Source organism: Chitinophaga varians, from assembly GCF_012641275.1.
Classification (GTDB): domain Bacteria; phylum Bacteroidota; class Bacteroidia; order Chitinophagales; family Chitinophagaceae; genus Chitinophaga; species Chitinophaga varians_A.
On record NZ_JABAIA010000001.1, the window covers coordinates 1,309,216 to 1,325,502 of the forward strand.

Sequence of the window (16,287 nt, forward strand, 5' to 3'; positions counted from 1 at the left end):
CGTTTATGGCTCAGCAAACAAAGCAAGGCGCACAAAGTACACACCCGTCGTTTTTTGTGCTAATATTGGTGTTCTTTTTCTGGGGTTTCCTGGCTGCATCGAACAGTATATTTATCCCTTTCTGCAAATCTCATTTTAACCTTACCCAACTTGAATCTCAGCTGATTGACTTCTCCTTTTACAGCGCCTACTTTATCGGCTCCCTCATCCTGTATCTGGCATCTGCGGCAAGAAAAGTGGACATCCTCAATAAAATAGGATATAAGAAGGGTATTATTTACGGTTTATTAATTTCTGTACTGGGGTCCGCTATCATGATCCCCTGTGTCAACAAAGAAAAGATCGTTCCCATCCAGGAAACCCTGAGCGACATCAGCAGTTTCCAGGTGGAACAACAACTGCAAACATCTGACCGCCAGGTGAAAATCCGCCGCGAAAAAGAAAAAGACACTTACGCGCTGCTGATCTCCGGTAATGAAGCGGCCGACAAATACATTAACAACCCGCATCTCCTTGCAGAAATACCGCAGGGATTCACCAAAGACGAAGAGCATCATCAATACGCCGGCATCTTCCATAAATCCAGCCTGGAGAAAGTGATCAACACCCTGTCTGCCGACCACCGGCAAACAGTTACCTTCGGTTACTTTGCCCTGATCCTGATGGCCCTCTTTATTGTGGCGCTTGGTTTCTCCCTGCAACAAACAGCGGCCAACCCGTTTGCCATCCTGCTGGGCGACCCTGCCAAAGGCGCTCACCGCCTCAACCTCGCCGGCGGTATCAACTCCTTCGGTACTACCATCGGCCCCATCATCGTGAGCATGCTGCTGTTCGGCAACATCAAGGGCGGCGATGTCAGCACAGACATCAGCAAAATCAACACGCTGTATATCCTGCTTATCGTACTGTTCCTCGTTGCTGCGGCCATCTTCGCTTTTGTGAAAATGCCGGAAAGCCAGGACGACGAAGTATTCGAAACTTCGCCCAAAGCCACGAAATCCATCATCGGCATCACCCTCATGTTTATCCTGATCCTCCTCGGACTGTTCCTGAAATATGAACTGCCTTTCTTCGTGGCTGGTATCGTAGGTATCATCGGTATCCTCTTCTTTGCCAAAATGGCTTCTGCCGGTGGCAGCGAAGGATGGGGCGCCATGAAATATCCACAGCTTACCCTGGGCATGCTGGCCATCTTTATTTATGTGGGCGTGGAAGTGACCATCGCCAGCAACCTCGGCGCATTGCTGAAACATCCGGGCTTCCTCACACCGAAAGGTCTGGCGGAATCTGAACTGGACCCCTACGTGTCGCTCTTCTGGGGCAGTATGATGATCGGCCGCTGGACAGGCGCCATCAGCGTATTCAATGTATCCAAAACCACCCGTAAAATACTGTGCGTGATCGTGCCTTTTGTTGCCTATGGCGTGATCCTCGGTGCCAATGTGATCAAAGGCAACGACGTGAGCGGACTGTATCCATATGCCATCTGTATCGCTATCCAGATCATCGGTTTCTTCGCCGGTCAGGATAAACCAGCCAAAACCCTCATGATATTTGGTTTGCTGGGCGTAGGCACTGTACTGGTAGGTCTTTTCACCAGCGGTTCACTGGCCACTTTCGCTTTCATCAGCGGCGGCCTGTTCTGCTCCGTAATGTGGCCCAGCATATTCGCCCTCTCTATCGGCGGCCTGGGCAAATACACCGGTCAGGGCTCTGCGTTCCTGATCATGATGATCCTCGGCGGCTCTCTCGTACCTCCGGTACAGGGCGGTCTGGCAGACATCCCAAGCATCGGCATCCACGCCTCCTATGTTATTCCGGCGCTGTGCTTTGCTTATCTTGCATTTTTTGCATTCAGAGTTAAAAACATATTAAAATCTCAAGGAATCGATTATGAGTCAGCAACTAGTGGTGGGCATTGATATCGGAGGGACTAATACCAAATTCGGCATTGTAGATCGCAGAGGTAATATTTTGTGTGATGGTCGTATGTTAACGAATAAACATGAAGATGTAAACTGCTTTCTGGATGAACTTCACCAACAGTTATCTGGTTTGATAGCACAGGTAGGAGGAATCGAAAATATCAAAGGTATTGGCGTTGGCGCTCCCAACGGCAACTATTACAACGGTAATATTGAATATGCTCCGAACCTGCGCTGGAAAGGCGTAGTTCCCTTAGCCAGCCTGCTCGAGAAAAAATTCGGGCTACCGGCTGTATTAACCAATGATGCCAACGCTGCCGCCCTGGGCGAACTGATCTACGGCGCAGCACGCGGCATGAAAGACTTTATCGTGATCACCCTCGGCACCGGCGTAGGCAGCGGTATTGTTGCCAACGGGCAGCTGATCTATGGTCACGATGGTTTTGCCGGCGAACTGGGTCACATCATCGTGATCCCTGGTGGCCGTTACCACCCGGGCACCGGCGCCTACGGCTCTCTTGAAGCCTACGCTTCCGCGACCGGCGTTACCAACACCGCGATCGAATTCCTCGCCACCCGGCCGGACGTGCCCAGCATGATGCGCGAGCACACCAAAGAGGAAATCAATTCCAAACTGATCTACGAAGCTGCCATGAAAGGCGATCCGCTGGCCATGGAAGTATACGAGTTCACCGGCCAGATACTGGGCGCCGCCCTGGCCAACTTCGTGATGTTCTCCAGCCCTGAAGCCATCATCCTCTTTGGTGGCCTCACACAGGCAGGCGATGTGATCATGAAACCGGTAAGAGAGCACATGGAAAAAAATCTGCTGCCCATCTTCCAGAATAAAGTTAAATTGCTGTTCTCTGAACTGAAGGAAAGCGACGCCGCCATCCTCGGTGCCAGCGCCCTGGCCTGGGAAATGAAAGACTAGCCCATGGCTATCTGACAGCTAATAAAAATAATATGAAAAATAGAAGAAGTTTTCTGAAAACAGCGGCCCTTGGTGCCGCTGTTTTCTCTTTAGACAGTGTAACAGCTACGGCTGCACGCGCGCAGGCCAAAGCGCCCGTAAAAGGAAAACCCATCGTGCTCTCCACCTGGGATTTTGGCCGTGCTGCCAATGAAGCCGCATGGGAAATTCTTAAAAAAGGCGGTCGCGCCCTCGATGCCGTAGAAGCCGGCGTACGCGTGCCTGAAGCCGATCCCAATAACCACACCGTAGGCTACTCCGGTTATCCCGACCGCGACGGCCGCGTGACCCTCGACGCCTGTATCATGGACGAACACGGCAACGCCGGCTCCGTGGCTGCACTCGAACATGTCACCCACGCCATCTCCGTGGCACGCCTCGTCATGGAAAAAACACCACATGTGATGCTGGTCGGCGACGGTGCCCTGCAATTCGCACTGGCCAACGGTTTCCAAAAAGAAAACCTGCTCACGCCGGAAGCGGAGAAAGCCTGGAAAGAATGGCTCAAAACATCCGAATACAAACCGGTCATCAACATAGAAAACAAATCGTACTCACCCACCAACGGCGCTACGGCCTTCAATCCGCTGATGCTGCCGGGGAACGTGTACAACCACGATACTATCGGCATGGTGGCCATGGACGCGGAAGGCAACCTCTCCGGCGCTTGCACTACCAGCGGAATGGCCTTCAAACTCCACGGCCGCGTAGGAGACTCCCCCATCATCGGCGCAGGCCTCTATGTGGATAACGAAATAGGCGCCGCCACCAGCACCGGCGTCGGCGAAGAAGTGATTAAAATCGTCGGCAGCCACCTCGTCGTGGAACTGATGCGCCAGGGATATCCACCGGAGAAAGCCTGTAAAGAAGCCGTAGAGCGCATCGTGAAAAGAAGCCCTTCCAAAGCAAAGGAAATACAGGTAGGCTTCCTTGCCCTCAATAAAAAAGGACAATACGGCGCTTATTGCCTCCAGAAAGGATTCAGCTATGCTGTGCTCAGCAAGGATGTGAACAACACGCTGATAGACGGGAAACACCATTTTTAACCGGAATTACAAATTATGAATTACGAATTACGAATGAAACCGTAATTCGTAATTCGTAATTCGCAATTCGTAATTGTCATGACATGTCTTTTGTCCTCGAAATATGCGCGGCCTCTGTTGCTTCCTGCATCGCAGCCGAAGAAGGAGGCGCCAGCCGCATTGAACTGTGCGATAACCTGCTGGAAGGCGGCACCACCCCCAGTTACGCTACCATCGCGGTGGCCCGCGAAAAAGTAAAAATAGACCTCTATCCCATCATACGCCCCAGAGGCGGCGATTTCCTCTACTCCGACCTGGAATTTGAAGTGATGAAAAAAGATATCGTCCTCTGCAAAGAACTCGGCTGTAATGGCGTCGTGATCGGTATCCTTACGCCGGACGGGCGGGTCGACAAAAAACGCTGCAAAGAACTGGTCGACCTGGCATGGCCGATGGGCGTCACTTTCCATCGTGCTTTCGACATGACCGACAACCCGTTTGAAGCACTGGAAGATATCATCGGGATCGGTTGCGAGCGCATTCTCACCTCCGGCGCCCGCAATACCGCCGTGGAAGGGGCATCCCTGCTGAAAGACCTGGTGGAACGCGCCAACGACCGCATCGCCATCATGGCCGGCTCCGGCGTCAGGGCCAATAACATCGCAGACCTGGTCAAAACCACCGGCGTAACAGAATTCCATACCACCGCGAAAGCCTATGAAGAAAGCGGTATGGTGTACCGCAATCCCAATGTCAGCATGGGCGGCATTCCCGGCGTACCTGAATACGGCATCTCCCAGACCCAGCGCCAGGAAGTATTATTAATTCGTGAAAGAGGGGAAAAAGCCTTGCAGGAGATCAACCAGTAGTCTATATTAGCAGAGAATATACAATATATGCTGCACGGCCCCTGTACGGCCGTGCAAGCCTTTTAAAAGTGAACAACGAAATGAAAAAACTGATCATCGCAACCGGACTGTTGCTGGGCGGTCTATTCGCGCAGGCACAGGTCAAAGGCGTAAAACATGTCATCCTGATAGGCATGGACGGCTTTGGCGCTTATTGTTTTCCGAAAGTGGACAATCCCAATATGAAACAGCTAATGAAAGAAGGCGCGTGGACACTGCAGGCACGCAGTGTACTGCCTTCCTCTTCCGCTGTCAACTGGGCTTCCATGGTCATGGGCGCCGGACCGGAAATACATGGCTATACCGAATGGGACAGCCGTAAACCCGAACTGCCGTCCCGCACACTCGATCAATACGGCATGTTCCCTTCTATCTACACCATCCTGCGCGAACAAAAACCCAAAGCGGAAATTGGCGTGATCTACAGCTGGGAAGGAATCGGGTACCTCTTCCCCAAAGCGGCGGTCAACAAGGACCTTGGCACCAAAGACAATGACAGTCTGGCTACCGAAGCATCTGTAGCCTATATCAAAGAGAAAAAACCGGACTTCCTTTTTATACATTTTGATCAGCCGGACGGTGTTGGGCACAATATTGGTCACAATATCCAGCCTTACTTCGACCAGGTGAAAAAGAACGATGAACTGCTGGGCAAAATCCTGCAGGCTGTCAAAGATGCCGGCATCTGGGATAACACCATTATCCTCCTCACTGCCGATCATGGCGGTATCAAAAAAGGCCACGGCGGCAAAACCATGGAAGAAATGCAGATTCCCTGGATTATCCGCGGCCCGGGCGTAAAGGCAAACAAAGAGCTTGGCACCAGTGTTGTTACGTACGATACCGCTGCCACCATCGCCTGGATCTTTGGCTTGAAAACACCACAGGTATGGACCGGAAGACCTGTAACTGAAGCTTTTAAATGATTTTCGATTTTTTGATTTTCGGATGTTGGGATTTATTTGATGATTTGTTATTGAATCCCGAAATCCGTAAATCAAAAAATCGAAAATCCCTAAATCATATATGTTATGAAAAGATTGCTGCTCGTCACCGTCGTTTGTCTGACAGGATTATCACTCACAGCCCAGGTGCAAAAAGTGAAAGTACTGACCTACAACATCCATCACGGTGAAAACATGAAAGGCCTGCTCGACCTTCAGGGGATTGCCAACGTGATCCTCGCTACCAATCCGGACCTGGTAGCCCTGCAGGAAGTCGACAGTGCTACCCAACGCACTAAAAACACCGACCAGCTTAAAGAACTGGCAGCGATCACCGGCATGTACACCTACTTTGCCAAAGCAATGAACTTCGATGGCGGTGGCTATGGCACCGGTATCCTCTCCCGCTTCCCTATCACGGAAGCCATTACGCTTCCTTTACCTTCTGTCACGAAGGAAGAAGTGGAGCCGAGAGTGGCCGGCATCATCACCGTAAAACTGCCAGGCGACAGCCTGCTGCACTTTGTCAGCGCCCACCTCGATGCAGAAAAGCCCGCGGCCAATCGTATCGCACAGGCCAACCAGCTGGCGGCCTACTTTAAGGAAACAAAAACACCTGTCATCCTCGCCGGCGACTTTAACGCGCTTCCCGCCAGTAAAGAAATAAAAACACTGAAAAAGATATTCACTGACGCTACCCAGCAGATGGGGCCTACCTTCCCTGCCGACTCTCCACGCGTAAAGCTGGACTATATCATGGTCCACCCGCAAAACCGCTGGAATGTCACCGGGGCAAGGATCATCGAAGAAGCGGTAGCTTCCGACCACCGCCCCGTGCTCAGTGAACTGGAACTGAAATAACTATCATCGAAATGCTAAAAGTGTCAATGAAAAAATTGTTCTACCTGTGCCTTCTGGGTGGCACCGCCGCCCTGGGCAGCTGCTCCGGCTCCCGCCATGCAGATGCGCCCAAAGGAAAAGTAAGCATCATCCCGATGCCGGCCAGCATAACAGAAAAACAGGATTCATTCCTGCTCGACAAACACACCGTGATTGTCGCTACCGGCGAAGCTGACCGCAAAACAGCGGCCCTCTTCAATGCCTGGCTGAAGGAATTCACCGGTTATGAACTGGATATCAAAGAGACAGGCGACAGAAACGCCATTACCCTGCATACCGGCAACGACAGCACTAACGCCGAAGGTTATACGCTGAATGTGGACAACAAGGGCGTGACCATCAACGGTAACAGCGGCGCAGGCACTTTTTACGGCATACAGTCGCTCATCCAGCTGCTGCCCGTACAAAAGGCCGATGCCATGTACATCCCCGGCGTCAGCATCACCGATGCTCCCCGCTTCGCCTACCGTGGCCTCCACCTCGATGTGGGCCGTCACTTCTTCCCGGTGGAATTCATCAAAAAATATATCGATCTGCTGGCGATGCACAAATACAACACCTTCCACTGGCACCTCACGGAAGACCAGGGCTGGCGCATCGAGATCAAAAAATATCCGCGCCTGCAGGAAGTGGCCTCCAAACGTAAAGAGACCATGGCCGGACATTACACCGAGAACAACCAACAATATGACGGAAAGCCCTATGGTGGCTTCTATACACAGGAGCAGGTGAAAGAAGTGGTGAAATATGCTACTGATCATTTTGTGACCGTCATCCCTGAAATAGAAATGCCCGGCCACGCGCTGGCTGCCCTCACCGCCTATCCCAACCTGGGCTGTACCGGCGGGCCCTACGCTGTAGGCACGCGCTGGGGCGTGTATGACGACGTGTATTGCGCCGGCAACGACAGCGTGTACGCCTTCCTTCAGGATGTGCTGGACGAAGTACTGCCGTTGTTCCCCAGCAAATACATCCACATCGGAGGTGATGAATGCCCCAAAGTGCGCTGGGAAAAATGCCCTAAATGCCAGGCCCGCATGAAACAGGAAGGCCTGAAAGACGCCCATGCCCTGCAGAGCTACTTCATACAGCGCATGGAAAAATACCTGAACAGCAAAGGCCGTCAGATTATTGGCTGGGACGAAATCCTGGAAGGAGGCCTCGCCCCTAATGCCACCGTCATGAGCTGGCGAGGCATTGAAGGCGGTATCGCCGCCGCAAAACAGCATCACGATGTGATTATGACGCCAGGCAGCTACTGCTACTTTGACCATTACCAGTCACAGGGCCACAACGAACCACTGGCTATCGGCGGCTATACCCCTGTCAGCAAAGTATACAGCTACGAACCCGTGCCCGCGGAGCTGAGCAAGGAAGAAGCTAAATACATCAAAGGCGCACAGGCCAACCTGTGGACCGAATACATCGCCAATACCGATTACCTCGAGTACATGGTATATCCCCGCGCTTCCGCACTGGCAGAAGTATTGTGGACGCCGGCCGGCAAACGCAACTACGATAACTTCGTGGACAGGCTTAAAGTACATGTAAAACGCCTCGACCAGAAGAAAGTGAACTACGCCAAACATGTGTTTGAAGTGACAGGCGCCGTGACCGACAATAAAAAAGGCGGCGTGGAAGTAAAACTCGACAGCAAGCTGGATGGCGGCAAAATCGTGTATACCCTCGACAGCACCGCTCCTTCCCTGCAGTCAAAAGCCTACAGCGGCCCGGTGCAGATACAGCAGTCAGGTACCCTGCGGGCGCAGGTATTCCAAGGCGACAAACCTTTCGGTAATGAATACAGCCAGCATTTCATCTTCCACAAAGCACTGGGTAAAAAAGTGACGCTCGCAGCGCCGCCCAGCAAGGATTATGATCCGGGCAGCAGCTTCGCGCTGGTAAATGGCATTGAAGGCATCGCTTCCTATAATGACGGCCAGTGGTTTGGCTACAACGGCAAAAACATGGAAGCCGTGGTGGAACTGGACAGCATCCAGGACATCCGCCTGGTAGGCCTGAACACGCTGAACCTGCGGGCCAACTGGATTTATCCTCCCAAACAGGTCACCTTCTCCGTTTCAGAAGATGGCAAGACCTATAAAGAGATATATAAACAAACCACCTTCAATCAAACCGGTATCAACCAGGTACGAGGCAAGGTAGAGGCCCGTGGCCGTTTCGTGAAACTCAGCGCTGCCAACTTCGGCACTATTCCTGCCGGAGGAGAAGGCGCCGGTAACCCGGCCTGGCTCTTTGTAGATGAAATGATCATACAATAATTGCCCCCCGGGGCTGAAGCCCCGGGAAAATAAATTTAAATTAAATAAGAGCTAAATTTTAGCGAACATTAGCAGTATTTTATTTAATTTTCCGGCTCGTTTTTAAACCGCATCTAATCAAAAACGTTTACAAATGACGATTAATCATCAGGAAATCGAACTGATTGACAGCTTTGAGCAAATTGCCGTGGAAATCCACCCTTCTGCCAAAGAGGGTTCCAAAGCAGTAGCGCAGGAAATAGCCGCGTTAATTCGCGAAAAGGCGGCTGCCAATCAAAAATGCGTACTGGGCATGGCTACAGGCTCCACCCCTAAATATCTCTACGCCGAATTGGTTCGTCTGCACAAGGAGGAAGGACTGAGCTTCAAAAATGTGATCACCTTTAACCTCGACGAATATTATCCCATAGAGCCGGATGCGCTGCAGAGCTACAACCGCTTTATGAAAGAACACCTCTTCAATCACATCGATATCCCGGAAGGACAGTACCATATTCCTGATGGCACTATACCGAAAGATCAGATCAAAAAATATTGCGCTGATTACGACAAACGTATTGAAGACGCCGGAGGTATCGACATCCAGATCCTGGGTATCGGTAACAACGGCCACATTGGCTTCAACGAGCCGGGTTCCAACATTAACTCGCACACCCGCCTAGTAACGCTGGACAACAGCACCCGTCTGGCTAACGCCTACGAGTTCCCTAACATGAGCCAGGTGCCTCGTCTGGCCATCACCATGGGCCTGAGCACCATCTTCAAAGCCAAAAAGGTTATCCTGATGGCATGGGGCTCCCACAAAGCTAAAATCGTTTGCCGCTCAGTAGAAGGCCACAGCTCAGACCAGGTGCCTGCCTCCCTGCTGCAACAGCACCCTAACTGCACCTTCGTGATCGATGAACAGGCTTCTGCCGAGCTTACCCGCTTCAAAGAACCCTGGCTCACCGGTGACTGCGAATGGACGCCCAGCCTGATCCGCAAAGCCGTGACCAGCCTGGCCCTGAAGCTGAACAAGCCCATCCTGATGCTCACAGACAAAGACTATAACGAAAACGGTCTCAACGACCTGATCGTACAATATGGTTCTGCCTATGAGCTCAATATCAAAGAATTCAACGCCATCCGCGATACCATTACCGGCTGGCCTGGCGGCAAACCTGGTCCTCAGTTGCCTAACCATCCTGAGCGCTCCGAGCCTGCCAAAAAACGCGTGCTGATCTTCTCTCCGCACCCGGACGATGACATCATCTCCATGGGCGGTACCTTTATCCGTCTGCACGAACAAGGCCACGACGTGCACGTAGCCTACCAGACTTCCGGCAACATCGCCGTTACCGACGAGTTCCTGCTCCGTTTCATCGATTTCGCCGTAGGTTTCGAAGGCATGTTCGACATTGATAAAAGCAAAAGCTCCCAGATCCTGGATGAAGCCAAAGCCTTTATCCGCGGTAAAAAACCAAGCCAGAAGGATACGCCGGAAAACCGCGCTATCAAAGGCCTGATCCGCCGTTGCGAAGCCAAAGCAACCTGCCGTTACGTAGGTATCGCAGAAGAAAACGCCCACTTCATGAACCTGCCGTTCTACGAAACAGGTCTCGTGGAAAAGAAACCAATGGGTGAAGAAGATATCCAGCTGACAGTAGACCTGCTCCGCAAAATAAAACCTCACCAGATCTATTGCGCCGGTGACCTCGCCGATCCGCATGGTACCCACAAAGTATGTCTGGACATCATCTTCGCGGCCCTCGACAGGCTGAAACACGAAGAGTGGATGAAAGACTGCTGGGTATGGCTCTACAAAGGCGCATGGCAGGAATGGGATATCCACGAAATCGAAATGGCGGTACCCATGAGCCCCGACCAGGTGCTTCAGAAACGCCTCGGTATCTTCATCCACCAGAGCCAGAAAGACGTGGTGCCTTTCCAGGGTACCGACCTGCGCGAATTCTGGCAACGTGCGGAAGACCGCAACGCCAACACCGCTAACCTGTACGACCAGCTGGGCCTGCAGAAATACTCCGCGATGGAAGCGTTTGTACGTTACCACTTCATGTAATACCGTACTCTCCATAAAAAGCGAAGACCATCACCGGATGATGGTCTTCGCTTTTTTATTATCTGGTGTAACACGAAAAATACTACATTTACCACATGGATTTAACCCGTGCAATCGCTATTGCCACTGAGGCCCACCAGGGCCAGGTGGACAAATATGGCCAGCCCTACATCACCCATGTGCTCCGTGTCATGCAAATGGGACGTACCAACGAAGAGAAAATCGTCGGTGTATTGCATGATGTAGTGGAAGACAGTCCATGGACCTTTGAAGACCTTGCCCGTGAAGGCCTGGCGCCCCACCTGCTGGAAGCGCTTCGCTGCGTCACGAAAGAATCTGAAGAAGAGGATTACGAACATTTTGTAAACCGTACCCTGCAAAACCGTTTGGCCGCTACCGTTAAGCTCAATGATCTGACAGACAACATGGACATCCGCCGGATGACGACCGTGCAGGACAAAGATGTTACCCGACTGAACAAGTACCTGAACGCCTACCGCAAGATCGCTGCAGCGCTTATCCAGGAGAAATAATTTAAATACCTTTCCGATTAAACCATTAAATTACAGTATAAACGAAAAGCCATCAATGGAAAACGATATCCTCATTGACTTCCGGTTTATTGCCAAAGAGAAACCCCGCTTCAGCGAACTGTTCCTGATTACCGGGGAAGAACATCCGAAGTTTCCCGCCCGAAGCCAGACCTTTGCCCAACTGGCCCCGCTCGGATTTGAGCAGCTGGACGACTTTTTTGGTATCCTGAATGACGAAGAAACCGGAGACGACGTTCTGATCTGGCTTTTCCCGATGTTTAACGGCGAAGAAGTATTTCACAACAGCGGCCCTTTTGACGCTATCCGGCTTTCCTACAGCGCGCTGCGTAATGCACCGGCCAACATCACCCTCCTGGAGACATGCTTTAACGCCATCAAAGCACTCCCCGATGTGGAAGTCCGCTTTGAAGATGCAAAAATCACCAGCTTCGATGCCGTACAGAAAAAAAATGATGAAATAGTCGCCCACTGGCGCGCCAACAACATCGAACCAGGCTCCGATGAAAGCCTCCTGATCGAAGAAGATGAAGATGACTGGGATGAAGACGAAGACTGGGACGAAAGCGAAGAGTGGGAAGATGATACCGAGACCAAGAAAAAGTAATAACTTATTGATACCAAGCAGGCTTACAGCCTGCTTTTTTTATTCATATATTTTCGTACATTAGAGCATTACCTATACCACCACAACACACTGCCAACGATGAATAACAAAGCCAACACCAAAGGCCCGGCTACGCTGTTAATTGTAGCCTGTTTTGTGCTGATACTGCTCATTTCCGGCATCCCATCCACCCGCCGGCTCAGTAAAGCCAGTTGCAAACCCGTTACCGGCCAGGTAACAACAATCACCAAAAGCTCGCCCGGTTACGTTATCCATCTCAAAAATGATCCAAGGATCTACTATATCAAACCCGCTTCCCTGCCATCAGCCACTATGAGCAGCCTGGAGCAGCAACTGCAGGGCCGCCCGGTGCAACTGTTCACCTCCTCCGCCTGGTCGCCGCTCGATCCCTTCTCCAGCATGAAGGAAATCCGCCGGCTTCAGATAGGCGACGACGTTATCTTCTCCGAATACTGATATCAGGACAAACGACGAAAGTCAAAGTGCCGGGCAATGATGTAGTCGCTGCCCAGAAATAATATTTTTCCCCTTTCCATAAAGTCATGCCTACGGCGCCCCTCGATCATGGACCAGCTGATTCCATGCCTGTCAAGGCAGGCAGCATACACGTTCAGCAAGCGTACCGGCCCTTGTGCCAATAAGCCGGCGCCGTGCGTTAATGCACTCAGCCTGTCCTCTTCAAGGTACTGATCAAACGACAACCACCGCTCCGTTTCCTGCTGATGCGCCACCCATAATTCCATGAACAAGGCCGGCATATCTGTTACCCTGCCATTGAAATACAACGATCCCGATTCCATCGTGTATTCCCATAACAACGGGTGATCATTATCCCAATACAATCCGTCAAAGTAACGCCGGGTACAACTACTCTTTACATATCCTTCCGCCATCACTTCCCAATACTGTGTAAAACTATCCACCTCATCAGCATTAACGGTAATGGCTATGGTAATAACCGGCTTTTCCGCAGTAAAATCCATTTTTATTAGCTGAAAACTATATTCATCTTCCGCATACAAATCCAGTAAATTCGATAACTCGTCTGGTATCATCATCTAAAAATTAATGCACATAAAATTATTCAATTCCGTTCAGATCCCTGAAACCTCACGCCTGATTGGATAATTTTAACTATCTTAGGCTCCTGTGTACCAATCAATTATGAAGAATTTTTGTTATTTGGCACTGGTGATGTTGTTGTTTGCCTGCCATTCAGATAAACACAGCAGGTTTGGTAATGAAGACGAAACCACTACCGGTGCCGCTACCACAACTGCCAAGAAGAAACCTGCCAACAAAAAGCTCGCTGCCAGCGTTGGCGCGGCTGTCATCGGAGAAAGAGTATCTCCCGGTACGGTCATCCGCTCCGGTCCCAAAGGCGATGTCATTGCCACCCTCAACGACTATATACCGGTCCACTGCGCCCCGGCGAAAGACGGCTGGTACCCTGTCAGCGTAGATATTGACATCACCTCCACGGAATATACAAAACCGCTGTTCCGCAAAGGCCGCAAACTAAAAGTCAACGGTACCGACGCCGGCGTGCTGGAAAAAGATATACGCCTCCCCGTAGCCACCAACGGCGAAAGAATGTGGGCTAACCTCAGCGGCTATACGGAAAAGAAAAACATCCGCGGCGGTACCGTCATAGAAACCGCGCTGATCAACTATCTCCGGGAACATAAAGATCACCGGGAAGAAGATATGCAACCCTTTATCCGCAATTTTAAACTGGAGGAAGATAAAACCCTGCGCCCCTATACGCTGTATTTCAACTACGAAAGCGGCATCGATGATCCCAGTCCGCTGTACCGGCTGGTACTGGTTTGTCAGGGCAAACAACTGATCGGCGTGATTCATTCCCGTCCTCTCGAACTGCCCGGCACCACCACCCGCAGGCTGCAACGCAACTTTGCCATACAATACTTCAGCGGCATTGAAAAGAGCCTCCAGGAAGATTTTGCAGGCAAGTTCAATAAATTTATCCTTTCTGTGGACTAATCAAGGCCATAACTATAAGTTATGGAATATCACTTTTGACCATTTGACTCCGGCAGCAAATGAACAGACCTTTGTCTGAAAAATCAATGCTGCCATGCAACTACAAAAGACAGGACATACACACAAAGACCTTCCTTTAGCTAAAATTATATTTATCGCTGCAGCAGCCGCCACGCTGCTGCCAGTGGTACAACCACCCGTTGCCCTGCTGCTCGGGCTGGCGCTTGCACAAACCACCGGCAACCCTTTTGCGCACATCACCCCTAAAATAACCCATTGGCTGCTACAGCTGTCTGTAATAGGACTGGGCTTCGGCATGAACGTGCATGCTGCCTTACAGGCCGGTAAAGCCGGTTTCCTGTTCACGGTGGTCTCCATTACCGGCACACTGTTGCTGGGGCTTATCACCGGCAGACTGCTGAAAATCGAAAAGCCGACCTCCCACCTGATTGCCTGTGGCACTGCCATCTGCGGCGGCAGCGCTATTGCCGCCATTTCCCCGGTGATCAAAGCAGGGGAAAAACAGATCTCTGTAGCGCTGGGCATCGTATTCCTGCTCAACTCCCTCGCCCTGTTTGTATTTCCCGCGGTAGGACATTGGTTAAACCTCTCCCAGCAACAGTTTGGTATGTGGAGCGCTATTGCCATCCACGACACCAGTTCTGTAGTGGGCGCCGCCAATAAATACGGCGAAACCGCCCTACAGATAGCCACCACCGTTAAGCTCTCCCGCGCTCTCTGGATCATGCCTGTGGCTTTTATTACCACCCTGCTTTTCCGGAACAGCAACGGCAAAATAAAAATACCCTGGTTCATTGGCCTGTTCCTGCTGGCTATGGTACTCAATACCTGGGTGCCTGCTGTCAGTACCGTTGGGCCTTTGCTGGTACACAGCGCCAAAACCGCCCTGTCCCTCACCCTCTTCCTGATCGGCACAGGCCTTACCCGGCAGGCTTTCCGGGGCATCGGCTGGCAGCCGCTGTTACAGGGTGTTTTGCTCTGGGTATGTATCAGCGTTGGCGCCCTGATCGCAATCCTTCAACTGGTGGGATAATAAGGGGGTGATTTTCCCGGACTCAAATTGATTATTTTACAATATATTTGATATCCAAGTCAAGTGAAAAATAACCAATAGACGACCGAGATCTCCCCGAGGAACTATTCACCACACAACCACCAAGTTAAAGTCCTTATGAGTAAGGCGCCATCTACCAGGTCCGGAACATACATGGCTGTATTCCGGGCCATTGAGAGTACCAAACCAGCTGAAGAGCGGCTATTTCATGATCCGTACGCAGCGGCCTTTTTATCAGGTTACCATCAGACGCTGGTCTCCGGCTGCCGTATTCCCTTTTTCCGGAAACTGCTGGCAGCCTATATCCAGCTACGATGGCCCGGCACACACACCGCCGCCATAGCCCGCACCAAACTGATAGATGATATGGTGGTACAGGCAGTCCGCGAAGAAGGGATCAATCAGATCATCATTCTCAGCGCCACCTTCGATACCAGGGCATACCGTCTCAATATCGATAAACCGGTCAGTTTTGTTGAGGTAGACCATCCGGACACACAAAGCTTCAAACGGACACGTCTCTGGGAACTGATCCAGTCACCAGCTGTACATCCGGATTATGTGAAACTGGATATGAACAAAGAACTTCTCGCCGACGTCATCTCCCCCTATTTTGTCAACCAGCGGCATTACAACAAAACGCTCTTTCTCTGGGAAAATCTCACCACACATCTGGAAGCCCGTCACGCTGAAGCGATGTTCGGCTTTATCCGCAGCTTTCCTTCCGGTACACAGGTAATCGTCACCTATCCGGATAAGGCCGTACTGGAAAACCCCAAACAGTACCGTGGCTTCTCCCGGATCAACGACACCCTGCGCCGTGCCGGAGAAAACTGGGACTATGGCCTCGACCCGAGGAACATCACTGCGTTTATGCATGAACGTAATATGATCGTCCGCTATGACGGCGGCGCCGATAAGTACCGTCAGCAATATTTTGGTGAGAAAAGCAAAAAGATGAAAGGCTACGAATACTTCAGGGTCGTGAAAAGCGAGCTGAGATAACCATCTCT

The 16,287-nt window shown here is 51.4% G+C and carries 14 protein-coding genes and 1 pseudogene; 14 read left to right on the forward strand and 1 reads right to left on the reverse strand.

Annotation, left to right across the window (positions count from 1 at the left end; all coding sequences use genetic code 11):
* Nucleotides 1-5: 5 nt before the first annotated feature.
* The 11 genes and pseudogenes from HGH92_RS05265 to HGH92_RS05315 all read left to right on the forward strand — a co-directional run bounded on the left by HGH92_RS05265 (nucleotide 6) and on the right by HGH92_RS05315 (nucleotide 12,651).
* The gene (locus HGH92_RS05265; protein WP_211092536.1) at nucleotides 6-1,922 is read left to right on the forward strand and encodes an MFS transporter; all 1,917 of its coding nucleotides are present in this window, start codon (nucleotides 6-8) and stop codon (nucleotides 1,920-1,922) included.
* Nucleotides 1,894-2,859, forward strand: a complete 966-nt coding sequence (locus HGH92_RS05270; protein ID WP_168869699.1) for an ROK family protein — start codon at nucleotides 1,894-1,896, stop codon at nucleotides 2,857-2,859. Before HGH92_RS05265 ends, HGH92_RS05270 begins: the two co-directional genes overlap by 29 nt.
* A 32-nt stretch (nucleotides 2,860-2,891) precedes the next feature.
* Complete coding sequence (locus HGH92_RS05275) at nucleotides 2,892-3,944, forward strand: N(4)-(beta-N-acetylglucosaminyl)-L-asparaginase (RefSeq protein ID WP_168869700.1); 1,053 nt, start codon at nucleotides 2,892-2,894, stop codon at nucleotides 3,942-3,944.
* 83 nt (nucleotides 3,945-4,027) lie between these two features.
* Nucleotides 4,028-4,792, forward strand: a complete 765-nt coding sequence (locus HGH92_RS05280) for a copper homeostasis protein CutC (protein WP_168869701.1) — start codon at nucleotides 4,028-4,030, stop codon at nucleotides 4,790-4,792.
* 80 nt (nucleotides 4,793-4,872) lie between these two features.
* Nucleotides 4,873-5,757: an alkaline phosphatase gene (locus HGH92_RS05285; RefSeq protein ID WP_168869702.1), complete on the forward strand. Its 885-nt coding sequence runs from the start codon at nucleotides 4,873-4,875 to the stop codon at nucleotides 5,755-5,757.
* 105 nt (nucleotides 5,758-5,862) lie between these two features.
* Nucleotides 5,863-6,636 (forward strand): endonuclease/exonuclease/phosphatase family protein, encoded by a 774-nt coding sequence (locus HGH92_RS05290; RefSeq protein WP_168869703.1) that lies wholly within the window; start codon nucleotides 5,863-5,865, stop codon nucleotides 6,634-6,636.
* Between the two features lie 26 nt (nucleotides 6,637-6,662).
* Nucleotides 6,663-8,957 (forward strand): beta-N-acetylhexosaminidase, encoded by a 2,295-nt coding sequence (locus HGH92_RS05295; RefSeq protein WP_168869704.1) that lies wholly within the window; start codon nucleotides 6,663-6,665, stop codon nucleotides 8,955-8,957.
* A gap of 127 nt (nucleotides 8,958-9,084) precedes the next feature.
* Nucleotides 9,085-11,016: pseudogene (nagB, locus tag HGH92_RS05300) on the forward strand (glucosamine-6-phosphate deaminase); the annotation flags it as partial.
* 95 nt (nucleotides 11,017-11,111) lie between these two features.
* Nucleotides 11,112-11,549: a phosphohydrolase gene (locus HGH92_RS05305; RefSeq protein ID WP_168869706.1), complete on the forward strand. Its 438-nt coding sequence runs from the start codon at nucleotides 11,112-11,114 to the stop codon at nucleotides 11,547-11,549.
* A 55-nt stretch (nucleotides 11,550-11,604) separates the two neighbouring features.
* Nucleotides 11,605-12,174, forward strand: a complete 570-nt coding sequence (locus HGH92_RS05310) for a hypothetical protein (RefSeq protein WP_168868725.1) — start codon at nucleotides 11,605-11,607, stop codon at nucleotides 12,172-12,174.
* A 99-nt stretch (nucleotides 12,175-12,273) separates the two neighbouring features.
* Complete coding sequence (locus tag HGH92_RS05315; protein ID WP_168869707.1) at nucleotides 12,274-12,651, forward strand: hypothetical protein; 378 nt, start codon at nucleotides 12,274-12,276, stop codon at nucleotides 12,649-12,651.
* A 2-nt stretch (nucleotides 12,652-12,653) separates the two neighbouring features.
* Here the strand turns inward: HGH92_RS05315 and HGH92_RS05320 are convergent, their stop codons facing one another.
* Nucleotides 12,654-13,178: a hypothetical protein gene (locus HGH92_RS05320; protein WP_168869708.1), complete on the reverse strand. Its 525-nt coding sequence runs from the start codon at nucleotides 13,176-13,178 to the stop codon at nucleotides 12,654-12,656.
* 181 nt (nucleotides 13,179-13,359) lie between these two features.
* Here HGH92_RS05320 and HGH92_RS05325 point away from each other — a divergent pair, with 181 nt between their 5' ends.
* The 3 genes from HGH92_RS05325 (at nucleotide 13,360) to HGH92_RS05335 (ending at nucleotide 16,279) form a co-directional block, all read left to right on the forward strand.
* The gene (locus HGH92_RS05325; protein ID WP_168869709.1) at nucleotides 13,360-14,199 is read left to right on the forward strand and encodes a hypothetical protein; all 840 of its coding nucleotides are present in this window, start codon (nucleotides 13,360-13,362) and stop codon (nucleotides 14,197-14,199) included.
* Between the two features lie 94 nt (nucleotides 14,200-14,293).
* Nucleotides 14,294-15,253: a YeiH family protein gene (locus HGH92_RS05330; protein WP_168869710.1), complete on the forward strand. Its 960-nt coding sequence runs from the start codon at nucleotides 14,294-14,296 to the stop codon at nucleotides 15,251-15,253.
* A 138-nt stretch (nucleotides 15,254-15,391) separates the two neighbouring features.
* Entirely contained in the window at nucleotides 15,392-16,279 is an 888-nt protein-coding gene (locus tag HGH92_RS05335) for a class I SAM-dependent methyltransferase (protein ID WP_168869711.1), read from the forward strand.
* The last annotated feature ends 8 nt before the right edge of the window (nucleotides 16,280-16,287 follow it).

Excerpts from the sequence above, each read along its gene's own strand:
- HGH92_RS05265 (WP_211092536.1), top strand. The coding sequence starts at position 6 with ATGGCTCAGCAAACAAAGCAAGGCGCACAAAGTACACACCCGTCGTTT.
- HGH92_RS05270 (WP_168869699.1), top strand. The coding sequence starts at position 1,894 with ATGAGTCAGCAACTAGTGGTGGGCATTGATATCGGAGGGACTAATACC.
- HGH92_RS05275 (WP_168869700.1), top strand. The coding sequence starts at position 2,892 with ATGAAAAATAGAAGAAGTTTTCTGAAAACAGCGGCCCTTGGTGCCGCT.
- HGH92_RS05280 (WP_168869701.1), top strand. The coding sequence starts at position 4,028 with ATGTCTTTTGTCCTCGAAATATGCGCGGCCTCTGTTGCTTCCTGCATC.
- HGH92_RS05285 (WP_168869702.1), top strand. The coding sequence starts at position 4,873 with ATGAAAAAACTGATCATCGCAACCGGACTGTTGCTGGGCGGTCTATTC.
- HGH92_RS05290 (WP_168869703.1), top strand. The coding sequence starts at position 5,863 with ATGAAAAGATTGCTGCTCGTCACCGTCGTTTGTCTGACAGGATTATCA.
- HGH92_RS05295 (WP_168869704.1), top strand. The coding sequence starts at position 6,663 with ATGAAAAAATTGTTCTACCTGTGCCTTCTGGGTGGCACCGCCGCCCTG.
- HGH92_RS05305 (WP_168869706.1), top strand. The coding sequence starts at position 11,112 with ATGGATTTAACCCGTGCAATCGCTATTGCCACTGAGGCCCACCAGGGC.
- HGH92_RS05310 (WP_168868725.1), top strand. The coding sequence starts at position 11,605 with ATGGAAAACGATATCCTCATTGACTTCCGGTTTATTGCCAAAGAGAAA.
- HGH92_RS05315 (WP_168869707.1), top strand. The coding sequence starts at position 12,274 with ATGAATAACAAAGCCAACACCAAAGGCCCGGCTACGCTGTTAATTGTA.
- HGH92_RS05320 (WP_168869708.1), bottom strand. The coding sequence starts at position 13,178 with ATGGATTTTACTGCGGAAAAGCCGGTTATTACCATAGCCATTACCGTT.
- HGH92_RS05325 (WP_168869709.1), top strand. The coding sequence starts at position 13,360 with ATGAAGAATTTTTGTTATTTGGCACTGGTGATGTTGTTGTTTGCCTGC.
- HGH92_RS05330 (WP_168869710.1), top strand. The coding sequence starts at position 14,294 with ATGCAACTACAAAAGACAGGACATACACACAAAGACCTTCCTTTAGCT.
- HGH92_RS05335 (WP_168869711.1), top strand. The coding sequence starts at position 15,392 with ATGAGTAAGGCGCCATCTACCAGGTCCGGAACATACATGGCTGTATTC.